The organism is Nocardioides sp. T5 (assembly GCF_048161455.1).
Classification (GTDB): Bacteria; Actinomycetota; Actinomycetes; order Propionibacteriales; family Nocardioidaceae; genus Nocardioides.
The window spans coordinates 1,007,723-1,029,084 of record NZ_CP182415.1 but is presented as its reverse complement, the minus strand read 5'-3'; the positions used below and the strand labels follow the sequence as shown (position 1 = coordinate 1,029,084).

Here is a 21,362-nt window from a genome sequence, read left to right as displayed (position 1 = left end):
CCGGGAAGCGGTGGCGACTCGCCTACCCTCGCACCCCTCCTTCCACGCCGCTAGGCTCAGCACGGCCTACGAGGGGTATGGCCACCCGACCCTGGAGGGACGCGCGATGAGCGACACCGTCGAAGACACACCGACCACCGGACAGAAGTTCACCGCCGAGGCACTGGGCACCTTCGTGCTCGTCTTCTTCGGCTGCGGCGCCGCCGTCTACAGCGGGGGCGACCTCGTCGCCACGGGTCTGACCTTCGGCCTCACCGTCGTGGTGATGGCCTACGCCGTCGGGCGCGTCTCGGGCGGTCACTTCAACCCGGCCGTCACGCTGGGCGCCGTCCTGGGCGGCCGGTTGCCGTGGAGCCAGGTCGGCCTCTACATGGCCGCACAGCTGCTCGGCGCCCTCCTCGCCGGAGCCGTGCTCTTCGGCCTCGGCCACGGCTTCGACGGCTTCGTCGCCGAGGGCAACATGGGCCAGAACTTCTTCGGCGACCAGGGCTCCGGCTTCGCCTGGTGGGCCGCCCTGCTGCTCGAGGTGGTGATGACCGCGGTGTTCCTGTGGGTCATCCTCGCCGTCACCGACGCGCGCAACGACGTCAACGTCGCCCTCGGCCCGCTCGCGATCGGCCTCACGCTCAGCATGCTCCACTTCCTCGCCATCCCCCTGACCGGTACGTCGGTCAACCCGGCCCGCTCGATCGGCGTCGGCGTCTTCGCCGGCACCGACGCGATCATCCAGCTCTGGCTCTTCGTGCTCGCACCGCTGCTCGGCGCGGCGATCGCCGGCCTCACCTACCCCGTCCTCTTCGGCCAGGGGTCCGAGCCGGTCGCCGGCTCGGGCCTCAACTTCGGCGGCGGCAAGAAGGACCAGTACGTCCCGGGCAACTACGAGGCCCAGTGGAACCAGGGCCAGCCGGGCAGCTGGGGCCAGCCCGGTGCCGCGTGGGGCGCTCCCCCGCAGCAGCAGTGGGGGCAGCCCGGCGGCCCGCAGCAGCAGCCCGACCCGGCCTACGGTGCACCGCAGGCCGCTCCCCCGCAGCAGCAGCCCGGTCAGCCCGGACAGTGGGGCCAGCCCGCGCCGCAGCAGCAGCCACCGGCCCAGCCTGGCCAGTGGGGCGCACCCCAGCAGCCCGGCCAGCAGCGCCAGCAGCAGCCGCAGCAGCCCGGGCAGAGCGCTCCCGGGCACTGGGGCAACCCCGAGGGTGACGACGACGGCCGCACCCAGGTGCGCCGCCCCGACTGACCCGGGCCAGCGCTGAGCGACTAGCCCTCGACCAGCTCGGCCGTCCAGCCGGCGTCGAGGTCCTCCAGCCCCACGAGGCCGACACCCTTCTCGTACACCGTGCGGGTCGTGGTGCCGGCCTCGTCGAGCAGCTGCACCATCTCGCTGGACTGGTCCTCGATGGTGGCGCTGGCACGCGGCAGGCCGGGGACGTCGTACGACAGCCAGCCGTCGCCGAGGCGTGGGTCGGCGGGCATCGCGAGACCGGCCTCCGCGCCGTCCTCGGCGGCGCGCCAGGACGATGCGGCGGAGTCGGCGCCGACCAGCCACACGTTGCCGGCCTCGTCCTGGGCGTAGAGGTGCGTCTCGACGGTGGTCGTGCCGTCGCCCGGGTCGGTCGTGGTCTCCACCGCCGTCGCGGCGAGACCCGCGACCGGGACCGTGCCGTCGAGCACGTCCACCACCATGCGGCCCGTCGTGCGTCCGTCCTCGCTGAGGTCGTAGGTCATGCGCGTGCCCGGCTCGAGCGGCAGCCAGGGGTTGTCGACGCCGTCCACGAAGTCCGCGGGCGCGGGGGTCGGCGTGGGGATGACGAGGCCGTTGATGCCCGGTGAGTCGTAGGGCTCGGGCTGGCCGATGCCCGCGCACCCGGAGGTCCCCAGCAGGAGGCCCGTCGCGAGCGCCGCGACCGCCAGCGGGCGGCGTACGGCTCCAGACATGGGCGCCAGCATGCCAGCCGCACCGCGCTGCTAGCGTCAGCGGGACAACCCGGAACAGATCCGAGACCACCCTCACGAGGAGTACGAACCGTGACCTCCGAACCTCTCAAGGTGGCCGTCACCGGCGCCGCCGGCCAGATCGGCTACAGCCTGCTCTTCCGCCTCGCCAGCGGCGCACTGGCCGCGGACCGCCCGATCGAGCTGCGGCTGCTCGAGATCGAGCCCGCCCTCAAGGCGCTCGAGGGCGTCGTCATGGAGCTCGACGACTGCGCGTTCCCGAACCTCGCCGGCGTGCAGATCGGCTCGGACGCCGAGAAGATCTTCGACGGCGTCAACCTCGCCCTCCTCGTCGGCGCGCGCCCGCGCGGCCCCGGCATGGAGCGTGGCGACCTGCTCTCGGCCAACGGCGCGATCTTCACCGCGCAGGGCAAGGCCCTCAACGCCGTCGCCGCCGACGACGTACGCATCGGCGTCACCGGCAACCCGGCCAACACCAACGCCCTCATCGCGATGACCAACGCGCCCGACATCCCGCGCGAGCGATTCTCGGCCCTGACCCGCCTCGACCACAACCGCGCGATCAGCCAGCTCGCGGCGAAGACCGGCGCGAAGGTCACCGACATCAAGAAGATGACGATCTGGGGCAACCACTCGGCCACCCAGTACCCCGACCTCTTCCACGCCGAGGTCAACGGCAAGAACGCCGCCGAGGCCGTCGGCGACCAGGCCTGGCTCGAGAACGACTTCATCCCGACCGTCGCCAAGCGCGGCGCCGCGATCATCGACGCGCGTGGTTCCTCCTCGGCTGCCTCGGCCGCGTCGGCCACGATCGACGCCGCCCGCGACTGGCTCTTCGGCTCGGCGCAGGACGACTGGGTGTCGATGGCGGTCGTGTCCAAGGGCGAGTACGACGTCCCCGAGGGCCTGATCTCCTCGTTCCCGGTCACCACCTCCGGCGGCGACTGGTCGATCGTCGAGGGCCTCGAGATCGACGACTTCTCGCGCGCCCGGATCGACGCCTCGACCGCCGAGCTCGCCGACGAGCGCAAGGCCGTCACGGAGCTCGGCCTGATCTGATCGGTCCCCCGATGCACCCGAGCGGTGCGTGAGACAGGTTCCGGAGTCCGGAAACGTGTCCCACGCACCGCTCGTGCGTTGTCAGGACCGGTCGTGGGGCGCTAGAAGCCGCCGGGCTGGTCGGGGATGGATCCGGCGAGGAAGATCAGCAGCCCGCCGAGCACGATGAGCACGGCCGCGTCGAGCACCTTGTGGCGTACGGCGAGCATGCCGGCGTCGCGGCGGCGCAGCACCAGCCGGACGGCGGCGGCGAAGATCAGCGCCCCGCCCATCAGCCGGATGCCGGTGCGCCACTCGTCGAGCGCCACGACGACCAGGGACGCCCCGACCACGCCGAGGACGAGCAGGTAGAACGCGCCCCCGATCGTCGAGGGGTAGCGGCGCGGTTCGTCGGGGTCCTCCGGCGGTGGCTCCGCCGAGACCGGCGCGACCGACTCGGGGGGCTCGACGTGCGGGTCGGCCCGGTCGGGGTGTTCGGGGTGGTCGGGGTCGGCCATGTCAGGACCGGACGGACTTCTCGGCGATCTCCACGATGTTGGTCAGCAGCATCGCGCGCGTCATCGGTCCGACGCCCTTCGGGTTGGGCGAGACCCAGCCCGCCACGTCCCACACGTCGGGGTGCACGTCGCCGGTGACCTTGCCGTCCACGCGCGAGACGCCCACGTCGAGCACCGCCGCGCCCGGCTTGACCATGTCGGCGGTGATGATGCCGGGCACGCCGGCGGCCGCGACGACGATGTCGGCGGTGCGGACGTGTGCGGCGAGGTCGCGCGTGCCGGTGTGGCACAGCGTGACGGTGGCGTTCTCCGACCGGCGGGTCAGCAGCAGCCCGAGCGGGCGCCCGACGGTGATCCCGCGGCCGACGACCACGACCTCCGCACCGGCGATCTCGACGCCGTGGCGGCGCAGCAGCTCGATGGCGCCGACCGGGGTGCAGGGCAGCGGGCCGGCCTCGCCCAGCACCAGCTTGCCGAGGTTGACCGGGTGGAGGCCGTCGACGTCCTTGTCGGGATCGACCCGCGAGAGCAGGGCGAACTCGTCGAGCCCGGTGGGCTGCTGGACGATGAACCCGGTGCAGGCGTCGTCGGCGTTGAGCTCGTCGATGACCGCCTCGACCTCGGCCTGGGTGGCCGTGGCGGGCAGGTCGCGGCGGATCGAGGTGATGCCGATCTCCGCGCAGTCCTTGTGCTTGGCGCCGACGTACCAGTGCGACCCGGGGTCATCACCAACCAGCACCGTCCCGAGGCCGGGCACGACGCCCCGCTCGCGCAGCGCGGCGACGCGCTCCGCCAGCTCGGCCTTGATGGTCCGCAGCGTCGCTGCGCCGTCCAGGGTCTGTGCCGTCACGTCCGTCATCCTAGGGAGGCCGCTCATCAGTGGAAGAAGTGGCGCGCGCCGGTCAGGTACATCGTCACGCCGGCCGCCTCGCAGGCCGCGACGACCTCGGCGTCGCGGACCGAGCCACCGGGCTGGACGATGGCCTTGACCCCGGCGTCGATGAGGATCTGCGGGCCGTCGGCGAAGGGGAAGAAGGCGTCGGAGGCGGCGACCGCCGACGACGCCCGCTCCCCCGCCCGCTCGACGGCGAGGCGGCACGAGTCGACGCGGTTGACCTGTCCCATCCCGACGCCCACCGAGGCGCCGCCGGAGGCGAGCAGGATCGCGTTGGACTTCACCGCCCGGCAGGCGCGCCACGCGAACGCGAGGTCGGCCAGCACCTCGTCGGAGGCGGCCTTCCCGGTGGCGAGGGTCCAGGTCGACGGGTCGTCGCCGCCGTCGTCCGACCGGGCGGAGAGCACGTCGCGGTCCTGCAGCAGCAGGCCGCCGGAGATGGCCCGCATCTCGCCGCCGCCGCGGGTGAGCGGCGGGCACTCGAGGATGCGGATGTTCTTCTTGGCCTGCAGCACCTCGACGGCGCCGTCCTCGTAGCCCGGCGCCACGACGACCTCAGTGAAGATCTCGGCGACCTGCTCGGCCATCGCGACGGAGACCGGCACGTTGGTGGCGATCACCCCGCCGAAGGCGCTGACCGGGTCGCACTCGTGGGCCTTGCGGTGAGCAGTGGCGACGTCGTCGGCCACGGCGATGCCGCAGGGGTTGGCGTGCTTGATGATCGCCACGGCCGGCTCGTCGAAGTCGTACGCCGCCCGCCGGGCCGCGTCGGCGTCGACGTAGTTGTTGTAGGACATCTCCTTGCCGTGGTGCTGCGTCGCCTGGGCGAGCCCGGGACCGTCGGCCAGGAAGCCGTTGCTGTAGAGCGCGGCGGACTGGTGCGGGTTCTCCCCGTAGCGCAGCACCGCCTCCTTGGTCCACGTCGCCCCCATCCACGACGGGAAGCCCGACCCCTCGCTGGTGTCGGTGAGCACGTTGCCCATCCACGACGCCACGTGGACGTCGTAGGTCGCTGTGTGCACGAACGCCTCGGCTGCGAGACGCTGCCGCTCGGCCAGCGTGAACCCGCCGGCGGCGACGGCGGCCAGCACGGCGTCGTACGTCGCGGGCGAGGTGACGATGGCGACGCTGGGGTGGTTCTTGGCCGCGGCGCGCACCATCGACGGACCGCCGATGTCGATCTGCTCGACGCACTCGTCGGGGCCGGCGCCCGACGCGACGGTCTGGGTGAAGGGGTAGAGGTTGCTCACGACGAGGTCGAACGGCTCGACGCCGAGCTCCTCGAGCTGCGCGACGTGGGAGTCGAGGCGGCGGTCGGCGAGGATCCCGGCGTGCACGCGCGGGTGCAGGGTCTTGACCCGGCCGTCGAGGCACTCGGGGAAGCCGGTGAGGTCCTCCACCTTGGTGACGGGCAGGCCGAGCGACTCGATCAGCGCGGCCGAGCCGCCGGTGGAGACGAGCTCGACACCGGCCTCGTGGAGGCCGCGGACCAGGTCGTCGAGACCGGCCTTGTCGTAGACGGACACCAGGGCACGGCGGATCGGGACACGGAGGTCGGCAGAGGGGGACACGGGACTCCTCGGACTCAAGCGAGATCGGTAACGAGATCGGGGGCACCCAGGCGTTCGATGGTCCCCGGCGTCACTCCCCGGTGGTGACCCACCTGCGCCAGTCGTGTGGCTGCAGACTACCGAGCGTCGGCGCCGATGCGAACCCGGCGGCCGTCGACCGCGATGCCCTCGCGGGCGATCCGGCCGACGGTGTCCACGAGCATCGCCCGCTCGGCGGTCTTGATGCGCTCGTGCAGCGACGCGACGTCGTCGTCGTCCTCCACCACGACCGGCACCTGGGCGATGATCGGGCCGGTGTCGACGCCCGCGTCGACCACGAAGAGCGTCGCGCCGGTCACCTTGACGCCGTGCTCGAGGGCGTCGCGCGGCCCGTGCATGCCGGGGAACGCCGGGCACAGCGCCGGGTGGGTGTTGAGGGTGAGGAACCGGTCGAGGAACTCGGTGGAGAGCAGCTTCATGAAGCCGGCGGAGACGACCAGGTCGGGCTCGAAGCGCTCGACCACGGTGGTGAGCGAGGCGTCCCAGCCCTCGCGGGTCTCGAAGTCCGACACCTTGCGCACGAAGGTCGGGACCCCCGCGCGCTCGGCGCGGGCAAGGCCCTCGATGTCCTCGCGGTCGGCGCCGACGGCGACGACCCGGGCGCCGTACGCCGGATCGGCGCAGGCGTCGAGCAACGCCTGCAGGTTGGTGCCGGATCCCGACACGAGGACGACGAGGCGGGTGGGCTGGTGCACGCCCGGAAGTCTAGGGCTGCGGCTACGCGCGGTGGGAGGGTCCGGCAGCCGTTGCCCGGTCGCGCACCAGGCGGCCCGCGACGACGGCGGCGATCGCGGTCGTCACCGGCACCGCCGCGACGATGCCGAGCCCGCCGACGAGCCCGCGCACCACCTCCTGCGCCACGATCTCCTGGCTGACCGCGATCCCGAAGGGCAGCGAGAGCGCCGAGAAGACGAGCATCAGCGGAAGCGTGGCGCCGACGTAGGCGAGCACCAGGGTGTTGACGGTGGAGGCGACGTGGGAGCGCCCGATGCGCATCGCCCGGGTGAAGATCGTGCGCGTGCTGGCGTCGGGGTCGACGTCGGCGAGCTCCCACACCGCCCAGGTCTGGGTGACGGTGACGTCGTCGAGCACGCCCAGCGCGCCGATGACCAGCCCCGCCAGCAGCAGCCCGCGGAGGTCGACCTGCGCGGCGATGCCGGAGATGTACTGGCTGCCCTCGTCGACCAGCCCGGTGAAGTGCCCGACGCTCGTGAACACCCAACCGAGCCCGCCGATCACCAGCAGCGAGATCAGGGTGCCGAGCATCGCCACCGTCGAGCGCACGTCGAAGCCGTGCGAGAGGTAGAGGGTGACCAGCATGATGGCCGAGGCCGTGGTCACCGCGACGAGCAGCGGCGGCGAGCCCTCCATGATCGCCGGCAGCATGAAGACCGCGATGAGGACCAGCGAGTACGCCAGGCTGGCGAGCGCGCCGATGCCGCGCCAGCGTGAGAGCGCGAGGACGCCGACGGCGAACAGGATCGTCAGCAGGAGGAGGGGTGGACCGCGGTCGAAGTCCTGGAAGGCGTACTGCTCCCCGTCGGGCGCCTGCGCGGTGAACGACACGATGATCCGGTCGCCCGCCACCACCTCGGGTGCCTGCGAGCCGTAGGGCAGCAGCGCCTCCGCCGCGCCGGGCGCGCCGGGACCGCTGAGCAGCTCGACCTGCGCGAGCTGGCACCCCTCGACCGCCTGGCGGCACGGACCGATCGACTGCACCTCCGCGGTGCCGCGCTCCACCTCGACACCCGGCGCGCTGATCTCAAGGTCGCCGTCGGGCCACAGCACGACGAGGCCGACGAGCGTCGCCAGCACGAGCGGCCCTACCAGGGCGGCCATCAGCAGCCTGATCTGCCGCGGTGCCGGCCCGAGCGAGGGGCGGTCACCGTGGCTGTGTCCAGCCCCCACGGTCAGTCCTCGGTCGGTGAGTCGGTGAGCGAGTCGGTGCCCGGTCCAGTGTCCGGTTCGGTGCCGGGCACCGCGCTGTCGGACGAGGCGGTGTCGGACGAGGCGGTCCGGGCGGCACGCCAGGCGAACCACGCCAGCACCGAGGCGCCGAGGAGCGCGCCGACGCCGCACGCGGTGACGGCGTGGACCAGCACGTCACGGGTGAAGGGCCCCACGAAGCGCATCCGACCGGGTCCGGCGGCGCCGCCGGACAGCGAGGCGAGCACCGCGAACCCGACCCCGGCCGCCAGCCCGCCACCGCACCCGGCAAGGGCGATGCGGTCCCAGGTCAGGAGGCGGCCGCGCAGCGCGCGGTGGGCGGAGAAGGCGGCGACCAACGGCGGGAGTGCCATCAGCGCGCCCACCCAGCCGGGAGGGGTGCCGACCGCCGGGAGTGCGGCGAGCAGGGGGACGACGGGGAGCGGTCCGAGGACGACCGCCCCGGGTGACACGAGGGTGGCGCCGCCCACCGCGAAGCCCGGGCCCAGCAGCCACGAGCCGGCGAACAGGGCCGCGTTGGGTGCGAAGGCGGCGTTGACGAGGGCGTAGAGGCCGGCCTCCGACGGGCTGGGGTGCAGCCGCGCGGTCATGGTGGCAGCCTCGCCGAAGGAGACGACGAAGGAGACGAGGAAGACGAGCGCGGAGACGGCCAGCAGGCGCGCGAGCACCGCGCCCGCGACCGCGGCGCCTGCCCGCACCGACGCGGGCAGGAAGGCCGCCCAGATCGCGGCGCGCCCCGACCCGATCGCGATGGCGGGGGCGGCGACGAACGCCGTCAGCAGCAGCGTCCAGCCGAGCACCCGCGGAAGGGACGGGTCGGCCGTGGTGCCGGCGGCGAGGGTCGCGACCACCACGGCCACGACGGCGTAGGCCGCGAAGAAGAGGGCGATGGCGGTCGGGACGGTGAAGTCGCGCTCGCCGTCGGAGATCCGGTCGGCGTCGGGGCCGTGCCCGGACACCGAGTCGCCGACGCGGTGGCCGAGCCGCCACATCGACCACGCCGCGATGGCCGTGATGCCGAGCGGGACGATCGTGATCCGTGCGCCCATGACGGTGACACCGGAGCCGTGGCCGGCCAGCCAGGCGAGGGCGCCCACGCGCATGCCGTCGCGGGGTGCGCCGTGCACCCCGGCGTCGGTGGCGAACCAGCCGATGACGCCGATCGCGAGCAGCACCACGAGCGGGCCCAGCGCGGCGAGCGCCCCGCCGAGGGTGGCGATCAGCACGAGCGGACGCGGCCGGGCAGTGTCGGTCCGCCCACTCTCGTGTCGGGACCGGTCTGGTCGGGTGAGGAGCGACGTCATGGCCGCCCCATCATCACCCGCTCCCGCCGGCAGATCGCGCTGCCACGCCGCCCGCCCCGGACCACGGGCGGGGAAGGAACGGGGACGGAGCGGACGGGGGGAAGGATGTGCGTGGCACCCGCCGCTCCCGTACCGTGGAGCGGTCATGAGGAGCCCCGAGACCTTCGACGCCTACTACGTCGAGACCCGCACCCGCCTCCTGCACGAGGCGTACGCCCTCACCGGCGACGCGCCGGCCTCCCGGACCGCCGTGCGCGACGCGTTCGTGGTCGCGTGGCACCGCTGGCGCAAGGTCGGGCAGCTCGAGGACCGCGACGGCTACGTCCGTCCCCTCGCCCTCGGCCGCGCCCGACGACGGCACACCGCCCGGATCTGGCACCGCGACAAGTCGCTCGACCCCGAGGTGCGCAGCACGCTGGAGGCGCTGTCCAAGCTCACCACCCGCCAGCGCGAGCTGCTGGTGCTCAACGGCATCTCGGCGCTCTCCCTGGGCGAGGTGGCCCGCACGGTCGGGCTGCCGCGGGCCGACGCCGAGCGGGAGCTGCAGACGGCCAGCGCGCAGTTCTCGCTGCACCGCGACGCCCCGACGACCGACATCCCGCGGTTGCTCCACGCCCTCGCCGGGCCCCTCGAGGACATCCGCTGGCCGCGCGCCACCGTCATCCGCCGGGCCGGCGCGACGCGACGTCGTACCCACACCGTCATCGGCGCCGGCCTCGCCACCGCCGCGCTCCTCGCCTCCGGGTCGCTGGTCGCCACCGGTGCGGGCGCCGAGGCCACCAGCCTGAGCGAGGAGAAGGCCACCCCCGGCGTCACCGTCCATCAGCCGGTCGTCGACGACGTGGGCGCGGAGATGGTGAGCGCCGACTCGATGCTCGGCCCGGCCCAGCTCGCCCGGTTCGGCGCGGGCCTGGAGTGGACCGAGACCGCCACCACCGACAACCTGACCGGCGACGGCCTGCTCGCGCCGTGCCAGCGCGAGCGCTTCGCCGATCCCGACGGCGTCACGGCGCTGGCCCGCACGTGGGAGGGCTCGCTGAACCGCGTCGAGAAGAAGAAGGTCGGCAAGGGCGACCGCCAGCGCACCCGCGAGCGCACGGTGACCGACGTCCGGTCGACGGCCGTCGAGATGGTCGAGATGTCCCGCAACGCCCGTCAGGCGGCGCAGGGCTTCGAGACGGCGTCGCTGTGGTTCGCCGGCTGCATCGACCCCCGCACCCAGCTGATGGACACCCGCGCCGTCAAGCGCGTCGGCGACGAGGCGCGCACCTTCCGGCTCCGCTCGTGGGGCAAGGAGCCGGCCACCCTGACCGTCGGCATGGCCCGCACCGGCAGCCTCGTGGTCACCCAGGTGGTGCGCAGCCAGGGCCGGCCCGTGCCGGACAAGGCGGTGCTGACCGGGCTGTCCGCCGCCGTCAACGGCGTCTGCGGCGCCGAGGGTGCCGGCACGTGCGCCGGGCGCGCGAAGTCCCGTGCCACTCCCCCGCTCTCGATCGGTACGCCGCCGGGGCTGCTGTCGGTGGTCGACCTGCCGCCCGTCGCCGCCGTGCGCGGCCCGTGGGTCGGCACCGAGCCCGAGAAGGCGCGCAACAACTACGCCGCCACCCGCTGCGACCGCACGACGTTCGAGGGCAAGGGCATCAGCAAGGCCCTGACCCGCACCTTCCTCTTCCCCGAGACGCCCAACGCCTCCCAGCTCGGCCTCACCCAGACCGTGGGTGCGATGCAGCCGGGCCGGGCCGCCACCTTCGTCGACCAGGTCCGCGACCGCATCCGCCAGTGCGGACGCGCCAACCTGGGCACGAACGTCACCGAGCTGGCCTCGAGCTCCACCAGGTCCGCCGACCTGAGCGTGTGGGCCCTCACCTTCGAGATCAACGACAGCCAGTCGTTCCCGTTCCTGATGGCCGTCGTGCGCGACGGTGGCGCCGTCTCCCAGCTCGGCTTCGCCCCCGACCGCAACATGACGATGTCGCGCGCCGACTTCGTCGCCCTCGCGAGACGGGTGGCGCAGCGGCTCGAACCGCTCGACCCCTCACGCTGATCGACCCTTCTCCTCCGTCCTCCCGGCAACCTTTTCGCCCGTCGGGGTGTCTCACACGGCATGAGGCACCGCGCTCGGCTCGTCACGGCCGCGCTCGGGTGCGCCCTCGTGCTCGCCGGGTGCGGGGACCGGTCCTCGGACGGAACGGTGTCGGGCGACTGGCTGGGCGACTCCGTGACGACGGCGAGCGACGGGTCGAGCCCCGGCACGACGATCCCCGACGACTTCCCGCTGTCCTCGGGCATGGGCGGAGCCGCGGACACCGTCCCCACCTCCCGCACCGGCACCGGCCTGCGTGACCTCGAGCTGTGCGGCACTTCCCCGCTGCGCGGACTGGGCACCCGCGACCGCATGGTCGCCGACAACAGTGGCGGCGAGTCCGCCGACACCCGCGAGCTGCTGGTCCTGGGGGCTCCGGAGGACGCCGTACGCCTCGCGGACCGGCTGGCCGGCCTCGCGTCGGACTGTGCGGAGCCCGACCGTGGTCGCGACATGGAGACGCGCACCGAGGTGCTCGCCTCGCCCTTCGGTCCCGGTCCGGCCACCACCCTCCTGCAGACCTACAGCGTCGACGGCGCACCGAGCGCTGGTGCGACCGTCGTCCACGTCGTACCCGTCGGCGCGGCGCTGCTCGTCAGCTCCACCTACGGCCAGTGGACGCGCGGCAGCGCCAGGGAGGCGGTCGACGCGACCGTGGCACCGCTGCGCACGACCGTCGCGGCCCTGACGATGTTCGGTGAGGCGCCGACGCCCACGCCGTCGCCGTCCGAGTCGCCCATCCCGTCGCCCGACCCCTCGCCCTCGGAGTCGCCGTCCGAGCCGGCCTCGCCGTCACCCACGTCGCCGTCGCCGTCCGCGCCTGCCCCGTCGTCCCCTCCGTCAACCGACCCGCCCGAGCCCACCGAGCCGCCGGAGCCCACCGAACCGCCGGAGCCCGCCGAGATCCCGGCGGACTTCCCCCTCGACGTCGGCCTGCCCGAGGACGGCGGTGACTACGACGTCACGCCGCCCGCCGGCGACGTGGCGATGGACCCGGTCGAGATGTGCGGGCGCACGGTGTGGCCCGCCCCGGGAGCGGACGACACCCGTCACCTCCACTCCGCCGTCGTCGGTCCGGAGTACTACGACGGCCGCGAGCTCGTCGTGCACACCGACGCGAAGGCAGCGACCGACGCGATGGCGGAGGTCCTCCGGGCGGCGCAGGAGTGCCGGCGCGCGGGCAACCAGGTGTGGACCGTCCTCGAGCGCGACACCGGCCACGACACGGTGACGATGGGCCTGACGTACGACGACGGGCTGGGCAGCTCGGTCTACCAGGTGACCCGGGTCGGTGCGGCACGACTGATGGTCCAGACATACGGTGAGGGCACGCTCGCGTCGCTGGACCGGCAGGCCGACGAGGTCACGGGGACCACCAACCAGATCGTCCAAGCGATGTGCGTGTTCACGAGAACGGGGTGCTAGAACCATGTCCATTCCCTCGACGCTGGCCAGTGCGGCCTGTCCGACCCTGCCCTCGCCGCGGCGGCTCTCCGCCGTCGCGCCCGTACGCCTCTTCGGCGCGCACGTGGTGTGGCGGCTGCTGTGGGAGGCCCACCCGCCCACGCGCCACGACCGGCACGCGAAATCCACGACGGCCCCGCAGGTGGACCTGCGAGGCCGTCTGGAAGAGGCTGCTGACCAGGAGTCCTGACCAGCGGCCCGGCTGATCAGAGCTTCTCGAGGATCTCCCGCATCAGCGCGGCGGTCTCCGACGGCGTCTTGCCGACCTTGACCCCGGCGGCCTCGAGGGCCTCCTTCTTCGCCTGGGCGGTGCCCGACGAGCCCGACACGATGGCGCCCGCGTGGCCCATGGTCTTGCCCTCGGGAGCGGTGAAGCCGGCGACGTAGCCGACGACGGGCTTGGTCACGTGCTCCTTGATGTAGGCGGCGGCGCGCTCCTCGGCGTCGCCACCGATCTCGCCGATCATCACGATCGCCTTGGTCTCCGGGTCGTTCTCGAAGGCCTCGAGCGCGTCGATGTGGGTGGTGCCGATGATCGGGTCACCACCGATGCCGATGGCGGTGGTGAAGCCGTAGTCCTTCAGCTCGTACATCATCTGGTAGGTCAGCGTGCCCGACTTCGACACCAGGCCCACCGGGCCCTTGCCCGCGATGGTGTGGGGCGTGATGCCGGCCAGCGACTCGTCGGGCGTGATGATGCCCGGGCAGTTGGGGCCGATCATCCGGGTGGACTTGCCCTCGAGGTACTGCACGACCTCGGCGGTGTCGAGGACGGGGACGCCCTCGGTGATCACCACGAGCAGCGGGATCTCGGCGTCGATCGCCTCGATGCAGGCGTCCTTGGTGAACGCCGGCGGCACGAAGGCGACGGACACGTCGGCGCCGGTCTCCTTCATGGCCTCCTCGACGGTGCCGAAGACCGGGAGCTCCTTGCCGCCGAGCTCGACCGTCTGACCGGCCTTGCGGGCGTTGACGCCGCCGACGATGTTGGCGCCCGACTGGACCATGAGGGTGGTGTGCTTGGCACCCATGCCACCGGTCATGCCCTGGACGATGATCTTGCTGTCCTTGTTGAGGTAGATAGACATCTCTTCAGTTCTCTCTCTCAGGCCTGGTGGGCGAGCTCGGCGGCCTTGTCGGCCGCGCCGTCCATCGTGTCGACCTGGGTGACCAGCGGGTGGTTGAGCTCGTCGAGGATGCGGCGGCCCTCCTCGACGTTGTTGCCGTCGAGACGGACGACGAGGGGCTTGCTCTCCTCGTCGCCGAGGATCTCCAGCGCGCCCTTGATGCCGTTGGCGACCTCGTCGCAGGCGGTGATGCCGCCGAAGACGTTGACGAAGATGCTCTTCACCTGCGGGTCGTTGATGATCACGTCGAGGCCGTCGGCCATCACCTGGGCGTTGGCGCCGCCGCCGATGTCGAGGAAGTTGGCGGGCTTCACGCCGCCGTGCGCCTCACCGGCGTACGCGACGACGTCGAGGGTGCTCATCACGAGGCCCGCGCCGTTGCCGATGATGCCGACCTGGCCGTCGAGCTTGACGTAGTTGAGGCCCTTGTCCTTTGCCTTGGACTCAAGGGCGTCTGCCTCCTCGCGGATCTCGAACTGCGCGTGGTCGGGGTGGCGGACCTCCGAGGCGTTGTCGTCGAGCGACACCTTGCCGTCGAGCGCCTCGAGCTTGTCGCCCTCGAGACGGGCGAGCGGGTTGACCTCGACGAGGGTGGCGTCCTCCTCGACGTAGACCTTCCACAGCGCCTGGACCATCTCGATGGCCTGGTCACGCAGCTCGGCGGGGAACTTGGCCTCGTCGACGATCGCGGCGGCCTTCTCGGGGGTCACGCCCTCGAGCGCGTCCACGCGGATCTTCTTGACGGCGTCGGGGTTGGTCTTGGCGACCTCCTCGATCTCCACGCCGCCCTCGACCGAGGCGATGCACAGGTGCGAGCGGTTGGAGCGGTCGAGCAGGAAGGAGAAGTAGTACTCCTCCACCGGAGGCGTCGCCGGGGTCACCAGGACCCGGTTGACGGTGAGGCCCTTGATCTCCATGCCCAGGATGTCGCGGGCGTAGGACTCGGCCTCGTCGGCGGTCTTGGCGATCTTCACGCCACCCGCCTTGCCGCGGCCGCCGGCCTTGACCTGCGCCTTGACGACGGTCACGCCGCCCATCTCCTCGGCGGCGGCGCGAGCGGCTTCGGGGGTCTCGGCGACCACACCCAGCGTCGTTGCGACTCCATGCTTGGCGAAGAGCTCCTTCGCCTGAAATTCCATCAGGTCCACGAGGTGACCAGTCCTTTTCGTCTGCGAGCAGGGGCGGGGATTACCTCTCGGCACCCTAGACCTCCCGAGCGGGGTCGCACGAGGTCGGGTGAGCGTGGTGGTGCTCACGCCCGGGCTAGGTTGAGGAGCATGCCCTCCTCGGAACGAGACGCCAGCTCAGCGGTGATGTGGTTCCGGCGGGACCTCCGGGTGCGCGACAACCCGGCCCTGCACGCGGCGCTCGAGGAGGGGTCGGTGACCGCGCTCTTCGTCCTCGACCCGGCCATCTGGGCCACCGCCGGTCCGGCCCGCCGGGCGTGGCTGGCCGCCACCGTGCTGTCCCTCGCCGAGCGGATCCCGCTGAGCATCCACCACGGCGACCCGCGCGACGTCGTGCCGCGGGTGGCCGACGGACGGCGCGTGCACATCGCCGCCGAGACCACCCCCTACGGCCGCCGTCGCGACGACGCGGTCGGTGAGCAGGTCGAGCTCGTCGCCACCGGGTCGCCGTACGCCGTGGGGCCGGGGCTGATCCGCAACGGCAGCGGCGAGCCCTACCAGGTGTTCAGCGCCTTCGCCCGCGCGTGGCGCGAGCACGGCTGGTCCGAGCCCGCACCGGCGCCCCGCTCCCCCGACCTCCGACCGGCCGACTCCCACCAGCGCGCGCTCGACCTGATGGAGAAGGCCGTCGCCGACGCGCCGTTCGAGCTGCCCGCGGCCGGCGAGGACGCCGCGTGGCGGCGCTGGCGGTCCTTCCGCGACGAGGGCCTGAGCAGCTATCCCGAGGAGCGCAACAGGCCTGACCACGACGGCACCTCGCGCCTCTCCCCCTACCTCCACCTCGGGGTGCTCCACCCGCGCTCGCTGCTGGCCGAGGTCGCCCCCACGTCGACGTACGCCACCGAGCTGGCCTGGCGGGACTTCTACGCCGACGTGCTGTGGCACTCGCCGTCGTCGGCGTGGTCCGACCTCAAGCCCGCGCTGAAGGGCATGAGGTACGACGACCCCGAGGACGCCATCGAGGCGTGGCGCACCGGGACGACCGGCTATCCGATCGTGGACGCCGGGATGCGCCAGCTCCTGCACACAGGATGGATGCACAACCGGGTGCGGATGATCACCGCCTCGTTCCTCACCAAGGACCTCCACGTGTGGTGGCCGGTCGGCGCACGCCACTTCCTCGACCTGCTCATCGACGGTGACGTGGCCTCCAACAACCACGGATGGCAGTGGGTGGCCGGCACCGGGACCGACGCCTCGCCCTACTTCCGGGTCTTCAACCCGGTGACCCAGGGCCTGAAGTTCGACCCGCAGGGCGACTACGTACGTCGTTGGGTGCCCGAGCTCGACCACCTGCCCGGCAAGGCGGCCCACGAGCCGTGGAAGTCCGACGTGGGCTACGAGCGCGACTACCCGCTCCGCATCGTCGACCACGCCGACGAGCGCCAGGAGGCCCTCGAGCGCTACCAGGCAGCCCGTGGCTGAGCACTTCAGGCGGACGCGTCCGTTTATCGGCCGCCGGACGGGGTAGACGAACTCATTTGGTCGAGGGTTGCACTTTCCCGTGATCTTTCCGTTACAGTCGTGCGCGGTCTAGCCGACCCGACCCCCCGACGACCCGGCAGATTGGTAATTCCTTCATGGGCAACCACCGAGCGGAGCGCGCTCCCCAGCGACGCACCTCGGCAACGGCTGCACCCGTGAGCGGCAAGCGACGTGCCTCCACGCCGCCGCGACGCTCCCTGGTCCGGCTCCCGTCCCTGCCCCTCGTCGCCGGTGTCGCGGTGCTGGCGGTCTCCGCCGGTGGCGCCGTCACCGGGTCCGGGTCGGGCGTCACCGCCCTCGCCTCGACCGGCTCGGCCGTCGAGGCCACGCAGGCCATCGGCTCCGCTGCCGGCCAGGCCCTCACCCGCCGCAGCGTCGTCGTGAGCCGCGACCACATCCGCGACTCCGGCAACGAGGAGACCGACCCCGAGCTCGTCGCCCTGGCCGAGAAGCAGATGGCCGAGCGGGCTGCCAAGCTCGAGCAGATGCGCCAGGCCGCGGAGAAGCAGGCGGCGAAGATCAAGGAGAACAAGTGGGTCCTCCCGCTCTCCAGCTACGGCATCACCGCCACGTTCGGCCAGTACGGCCTCTGGGCCAGCTACCACACCGGTCTCGACTTCAACGCCAACAGCGGTGACCAGATCTTCTCGGTCGCCAACGGCACGGTCACCGAGACCGGCTACGACGGGGCCTACGGCAACAAGACCGTCGTCACGCTCGATGACGGCACCGAGATCTGGTACTGCCACCAGACCTCCATCTACGTCTCCGTCGGCGACCGCGTCAACGGCAGCGAGGTCATCGGCACCGTCGGCGCCACCGGCAACGTCACCGGCTCCCACCTCCACCTCGAGGTCCGCCCCGGTGGCGGCGGTCCGGTCGACCCGTTCCAGGCGTTCGTCGAGCACGGCATCGTCCCCTGATCGACTGACGCCCGCCGCTGCGGTGAGCCAGGCACCTTCTCGAGCCGCAGAACCTGCCTCACGCACCGCCCGCCGGCGCGACATACGCCGACACGCCCCCGAGCGGTGGCTGACCCACATTCCGTCCGCAGGGAATGTCGGTGGACCACCGCCCGCCCGCGCTGCGGTGAGCCAGGCACCTTTTCGAGCTGCAGAACCTGCCTCACGCACCGCCCACCCGCGCGTCATACGTCGACACGCCCCCGAGCGGTGGCTGAGCCACATTCCGGCTGCAGGGAATGTCGGTGGACCACCGCCAGCCGGCCCGTCGCTGCGGTGAGCCACGCACCTTCTCGAGCCGCAGAACCTGCCTCACGCACCGCCCATCCGCGCGTCGTACGCCGACTCGCCCTGAGCGGTGGCTGAGCCACATTCCGGCTGCAGGGAATGTCGGTGGACCACCGCCAGCCGGCCCGTCGTACGCCGCGCGCGAGCCGCGGCCGACAGCGGGGAGTCCCGGCTCGCTCTGGGCAAGCTGACACTCCCCAGTCCCCGCTTCGGCCGGACCTAGAGCTTCTCGACGGGGGCGTAGCGGAGCAGCAGGCGCTTGACGCCGTCGGAGCCGAAGTCGATGGAGGCCACGGACTTCTCGGCCATGCCCTCGACGGCGACGACCCTGCCCATGCCGAAGGAGTCGTGCACGACCCGGTCGCCCGGCGACAGGCTCGGGATCTCGCGGGCCGGCTTGGCCTTCGAGGCCGCGTCGGCGCGCAGGGCCGCGGAGCTGAAGTTGCGTCGCCCGGCGTCGGTGGGGGTGCCGAGGCGCGCGGAGCCCCCGGTCAGGTCGGTGCGGCCCCACCGGGTCTGCTCGGCCGCCGTACGACGCCAGTCGACGAGGTCGACCGGGAGCTCGTCGAGGAACCGGCTGGCGGGGTTGTGGCTGGGCGCACCCCACGCGGAGCGGACCAGGGCCCGGGAGATGTAGAGGCGCTGCTGCGCGCGGGTGAGCCCGACGTAGGCCAGCCGGCGCTCCTCCTCGAGCTCGGGCTGGTCGCCGAGCGAGCGCTGGTGGGGAAAGACGCCGTCCTCGAGGCCGGTGAGGAAGACGACGGGGAACTCCAGCCCCTTGGCGGTGTGGAGGGTCATCAGGGTGACGACGCCGGAGTCGTCGCCGTCCGGGGAGTCGGGGATCTGGTCGGCGTCGGCCACCAGCGCGACCCGCTCGAGGAAGTCGCCGAGCCCGACCGCCACGGTGCCGGCCTCGACCTCGGCGGGGTCCGCGCTGGGACCGGGCTGCGGGTCCTCGGCGAACTCGCGGGCGACCGCGACGAGCTCCGCGAGGTTCTCCGCACGGGTGCCGTCCTGCGGGTCGTCGCTGGCCTCGAGCTCGGCAAGCAGGCCCGAGCGCTCGAGCACGGACTCCAGGATGACGTCGGGGCGCTCGTCGGCCTCGACCATCGACTGCAGCTCCTGCACCATCGCGACGAACGCCTCGATGTTGCGCAGGCTGCGCGTGGCCAGGCCGGGAGCCTCGGCAGCCCGGGTGAGGGCCTCCCAGAAGGTGGTCCGGTCGCGGTCGGCGAGCGCGGCGATGCACGCCTCCGCCCGGTCACCGATGCCACGCTTGGGGGTGTTGAGCACCCGGCGCAGCGAGATCTCGTCGGCGGTGTTGACCAGCATGCGGAGGTAGGCCAGCGCGTCGCGCACCTCCTTGCGCTCGTAGAAGCGCACCCCGCCGACCACCTTGTAGGGCTGGCCGGTGCGGATGAACACCTCCTCGAAGACGCGGGACTGCGCGTTGGTGCGGTAGAAGACCGCGACGTCGGCAGGGCGCACGCCGGCGTCGTCGGCCAGCTTGTCGATCTCCTCGCTGACGAAGCGGGCCTCGTCGTGCTCGTCGTCGGAGACGTAGCCGACGATCCGGGCCCCCTCCCCCGCGTCGGTCCACAACCGCTTGGGCTTGCGACCGCGGTTGTTGCCGATGACCGAGTTGGCCGCGGACAGGATGGTCTGCGTGGAGCGGTAGTTCTGCTCGAGCAGGATCGTGGTGGCGTCGGGGAAGTCCTGCTCGAAGTCGAGGATGTTGCGGATGTCGGCGCCGCGGAAGGCGTAGATCGACTGGTCGGCGTCACCCACGACCATCAGCTCGCTGGGCCCGACGAGGTCGCGTGACGGATGGGGCGCATCCTCATCGACCGGCGCGAGCGGCTCCTCGAGCGACGTCCCGCACAGCTGCTGGATCAGGCTGTACTGGGCGTGGTTGGTGTCCTGGTACTCGTCCACCAGCACGTGGCGGAAGCGACGGCGGTAGTTCTCCCGCACGTCGGGGAACGCCTGCAGCAGGTGCACCGTGGTCATGATCAGGTCGTCGAAGTCGAGGGCGTTGGCCTCGCGCAGGCGGCGCTGGTAGGCCGTGAAGGCCTTGGCGTAGGCCTCCTCGAAGGAGTTGCGCGCCTCCTTGGCGGCGTCCTCGGGGTCACGCAGCTCGTTCTTCTGGTCGGAGACCCAGTGGAGCACCGCGTTGGGCTGGTAGCGCTTGGGGTCGAGCTCGAGGTCGCGCAGCACGAGCGTCATCAGCCGCTTGGAGTCGGCCGCGTCGTAGATCGAGAAGTTGGACTTGAAGCCCACCCGGTCGATCTCCTTGCGGAGGATGCGGACGCACGCGGAGTGGAAGGTGGAGACCCACATGATCCGCGCCCGCTTGCCGACGAGGTCCTCGACGCGCTCCTTCATCTCGGCGGCGGCCTTGTTGGTGAAGGTGATCGCCAGGATCGAGCCCGGGTGCGCCTTGCGCTCGTTGATCAGCCAGGCGATGCGGCGCGTCAGCACCCGGGTCTTGCCCGAGCCCGCGCCGGCGACGACGAGGAGCGGTGCCCCGGCATGGGTCACCGCCGCTCGCTGGGGCTCGTTGAGCCCGTCGAGGAGCGGATGGTCGCGGAGCTCGAAGAGGGCCTGCTCGGAGGTGTCAGTGGGGGTCATCTCGCCCCCAGCCTATGCGGGCGCGGTGACAGCCGATCAGGCGTGGGCGGGCGACCAGAAGACCGCCACGGCGATGTTGGCGATCGTCAGCGCGAGCAGCCCGAAGTAGAGGCCCTGCGGGATGCTCGGCTTGCGCATGTTGACCATCACCAGCACCAGGATGACCAGGCCGATGGCGAACTTGACGCCGATCTTGGCGTGGTCGGGCGAGCCCAGGCTCTCGAGCACCCCGACCAGCAGCAGGCCGGCGAGGAACGCCAGGCCGGAGCCGTCACGCATCAGCGAGTTCACCCGCTTGGTGTCGTCGCGCACCTGCACGAGGAGGCCTCCCAGGAGGGCGGCGTAGCCGAGGATGTGGACGAAGAGCAGCACCAGCCGCAGGGTCTCCATGCGCACACCCTAGTGAGTCGGCCGGAGGGTCAGGACCGGCGCCTCTTCGGCTTGGGTGCAGGGCGTACGACGAGCACGGGGCACGGCGCGTAGTGCTGCACGCGCTGGGCGGTGCTGCCGACGAGCACGCTGTCGCTCAGGCCGCGGCCACCCGCCGCGACGACGACCAGCCCGGCGTCGTACTGCTTGGCGGCCTTGATGATCTCGTTGGCCGCCGAGCCGCTCCGGATGCGTTTGTTCACCTTCGGACCCCAGCCCTCGAAGACGGCGGCGATGGTGTCGACCGCACTCTGCGCGGCGTCGCGGAACGACCCGTCGATCTTGCCCTCCGACAGGTCGTCGGCGAAGGCCACCGAGGCCAGCGGCCGGATGACCGCGACGACGGAGATCTCGGTGACCTTCGTCGGGTCGGCGAAGGACTTGAGGTGCTTGGCGGCGGCCAGCGACTGGCGCGAGCCGTCCGTGGCGACGATGACGTGCATG

The 21,362-nt window shown here is 72.2% G+C and carries 19 protein-coding genes and 1 riboswitch; of the genes, 7 read left to right on the top strand and 12 right to left on the bottom strand.

Annotation, left to right across the window (positions count from 1 at the left end; translation table 11 throughout):
- Window positions 1-106: 106 nt before the first annotated feature.
- Window positions 107-1,234 (top strand): aquaporin, encoded by a 1,128-nt coding sequence (locus ACNKF0_RS04925; RefSeq protein WP_416956271.1) that lies wholly within the window; start codon window positions 107-109, stop codon window positions 1,232-1,234.
- Between the two features lie 20 nt (window positions 1,235-1,254).
- Here the strand turns inward: ACNKF0_RS04925 and ACNKF0_RS04920 are convergent, their stop codons facing one another.
- Entirely contained in the window at window positions 1,255-1,932 is a 678-nt protein-coding gene (locus ACNKF0_RS04920; protein ID WP_416956269.1) for a hypothetical protein, read from the bottom strand.
- Window positions 1,933-2,022: 90 nt separating this feature from the next.
- Here ACNKF0_RS04920 and ACNKF0_RS04915 point away from each other — a divergent pair, with 90 nt between their 5' ends.
- The gene (locus ACNKF0_RS04915) at window positions 2,023-3,009 is read left to right on the top strand and encodes a malate dehydrogenase (protein WP_416956267.1); all 987 of its coding nucleotides are present in this window, start codon (window positions 2,023-2,025) and stop codon (window positions 3,007-3,009) included.
- A 101-nt stretch (window positions 3,010-3,110) separates the two neighbouring features.
- Here ACNKF0_RS04915 and ACNKF0_RS04910 read toward each other — a convergent pair whose 3' ends face one another.
- The 6 genes from ACNKF0_RS04910 to ACNKF0_RS04885 all read right to left on the bottom strand — a co-directional run bounded on the left by ACNKF0_RS04910 (window position 3,111) and on the right by ACNKF0_RS04885 (window position 9,184).
- Window positions 3,111-3,506, bottom strand: coding sequence for a DUF3017 domain-containing protein (locus tag ACNKF0_RS04910; RefSeq protein ID WP_416956265.1), 396 nt, complete (start codon window positions 3,504-3,506; stop codon window positions 3,111-3,113).
- A gap of 1 nt (window position 3,507) precedes the next feature.
- Entirely contained in the window at window positions 3,508-4,356 is an 849-nt protein-coding gene (locus tag ACNKF0_RS04905; protein ID WP_299922381.1) for a bifunctional methylenetetrahydrofolate dehydrogenase/methenyltetrahydrofolate cyclohydrolase, read from the bottom strand.
- Window positions 4,357-4,382: 26 nt separating this feature from the next.
- Window positions 4,383-5,972, bottom strand: coding sequence for a bifunctional phosphoribosylaminoimidazolecarboxamide formyltransferase/IMP cyclohydrolase (purH, locus tag ACNKF0_RS04900; RefSeq protein WP_416956262.1), 1,590 nt, complete (start codon window positions 5,970-5,972; stop codon window positions 4,383-4,385).
- Between the two features lie 37 nt (window positions 5,973-6,009).
- Window positions 6,010-6,087, bottom strand: a riboswitch (ZMP/ZTP riboswitch).
- Between the two features lies 1 nt (window position 6,088).
- Window positions 6,089-6,706: a phosphoribosylglycinamide formyltransferase gene (purN, locus tag ACNKF0_RS04895; protein WP_416956260.1), complete on the bottom strand. Its 618-nt coding sequence runs from the start codon at window positions 6,704-6,706 to the stop codon at window positions 6,089-6,091.
- Between the two features lie 22 nt (window positions 6,707-6,728).
- Window positions 6,729-7,850, bottom strand: coding sequence for a YibE/F family protein (locus ACNKF0_RS04890; protein WP_416956258.1), 1,122 nt, complete (start codon window positions 7,848-7,850; stop codon window positions 6,729-6,731).
- Window positions 7,851-7,921: 71 nt separating this feature from the next.
- Window positions 7,922-9,184: a DUF6350 family protein gene (locus tag ACNKF0_RS04885; RefSeq protein WP_416956256.1), complete on the bottom strand. Its 1,263-nt coding sequence runs from the start codon at window positions 9,182-9,184 to the stop codon at window positions 7,922-7,924.
- 223 nt (window positions 9,185-9,407) lie between these two features.
- Between ACNKF0_RS04885 and ACNKF0_RS04880 the strand changes: the two genes are divergently transcribed.
- From ACNKF0_RS04880 to ACNKF0_RS04870, 3 genes are read left to right on the top strand one after another with little or no spacing between them, the layout of a single operon-like run.
- The gene (locus ACNKF0_RS04880) at window positions 9,408-11,306 is read left to right on the top strand and encodes a hypothetical protein (RefSeq protein WP_416956254.1); all 1,899 of its coding nucleotides are present in this window, start codon (window positions 9,408-9,410) and stop codon (window positions 11,304-11,306) included.
- 60 nt (window positions 11,307-11,366) lie between these two features.
- A complete protein-coding gene (locus ACNKF0_RS04875) occupies window positions 11,367-12,770 on the top strand; it encodes a hypothetical protein (protein ID WP_416956252.1) in 1,404 nt (467 codons plus the stop codon).
- 4 nt (window positions 12,771-12,774) lie between these two features.
- Window positions 12,775-12,999 carry a hypothetical protein gene (locus tag ACNKF0_RS04870; protein ID WP_416956250.1) on the top strand — a complete coding sequence of 75 codons (225 nt, stop codon included), beginning with the start codon at window positions 12,775-12,777 and terminating at the stop codon, window positions 12,997-12,999.
- A gap of 16 nt (window positions 13,000-13,015) precedes the next feature.
- Here the strand turns inward: ACNKF0_RS04870 and sucD are convergent, their stop codons facing one another.
- Both sucD and sucC read right to left on the bottom strand, forming a co-directional pair.
- Window positions 13,016-13,897, bottom strand: a complete 882-nt coding sequence (gene sucD / locus ACNKF0_RS04865; protein WP_416956248.1) for a succinate--CoA ligase subunit alpha — start codon at window positions 13,895-13,897, stop codon at window positions 13,016-13,018.
- Between the two features lie 17 nt (window positions 13,898-13,914).
- The gene (sucC, locus tag ACNKF0_RS04860; protein ID WP_207084184.1) at window positions 13,915-15,084 is read right to left on the bottom strand and encodes an ADP-forming succinate--CoA ligase subunit beta; all 1,170 of its coding nucleotides are present in this window, start codon (window positions 15,082-15,084) and stop codon (window positions 13,915-13,917) included.
- A 129-nt stretch (window positions 15,085-15,213) separates the two neighbouring features.
- On the opposite strand from sucC, the gene ACNKF0_RS04855 reads away from it, so the two are divergent.
- Entirely contained in the window at window positions 15,214-16,548 is a 1,335-nt protein-coding gene (locus ACNKF0_RS04855) for a cryptochrome/photolyase family protein (RefSeq protein ID WP_416956246.1), read from the top strand.
- Between the two features lie 215 nt (window positions 16,549-16,763).
- The gene (locus tag ACNKF0_RS04850; protein ID WP_416956244.1) at window positions 16,764-17,531 is read left to right on the top strand and encodes a M23 family metallopeptidase; all 768 of its coding nucleotides are present in this window, start codon (window positions 16,764-16,766) and stop codon (window positions 17,529-17,531) included.
- Between the two features lie 546 nt (window positions 17,532-18,077).
- On the opposite strand, the gene pcrA is transcribed toward ACNKF0_RS04850, so the two are convergent.
- The 3 genes from pcrA to ACNKF0_RS04835 are packed head-to-tail and all read right to left on the bottom strand — an operon-like array spanning window position 18,078 to window position 21,361.
- Window positions 18,078-20,489: a DNA helicase PcrA gene (pcrA, locus tag ACNKF0_RS04845; RefSeq protein WP_416956241.1), complete on the bottom strand. Its 2,412-nt coding sequence runs from the start codon at window positions 20,487-20,489 to the stop codon at window positions 18,078-18,080.
- A 36-nt stretch (window positions 20,490-20,525) separates the two neighbouring features.
- Window positions 20,526-20,879, bottom strand: coding sequence for a hypothetical protein (locus ACNKF0_RS04840; RefSeq protein WP_416956239.1), 354 nt, complete (start codon window positions 20,877-20,879; stop codon window positions 20,526-20,528).
- Between the two features lie 29 nt (window positions 20,880-20,908).
- On the bottom strand, window positions 20,909-21,361 hold the full coding sequence (locus ACNKF0_RS04835; RefSeq protein ID WP_299922406.1) for a universal stress protein: 453 nt from the start codon (window positions 21,359-21,361) through the stop codon (window positions 20,909-20,911).
- Window position 21,362 lies beyond the last annotated feature (1 nt).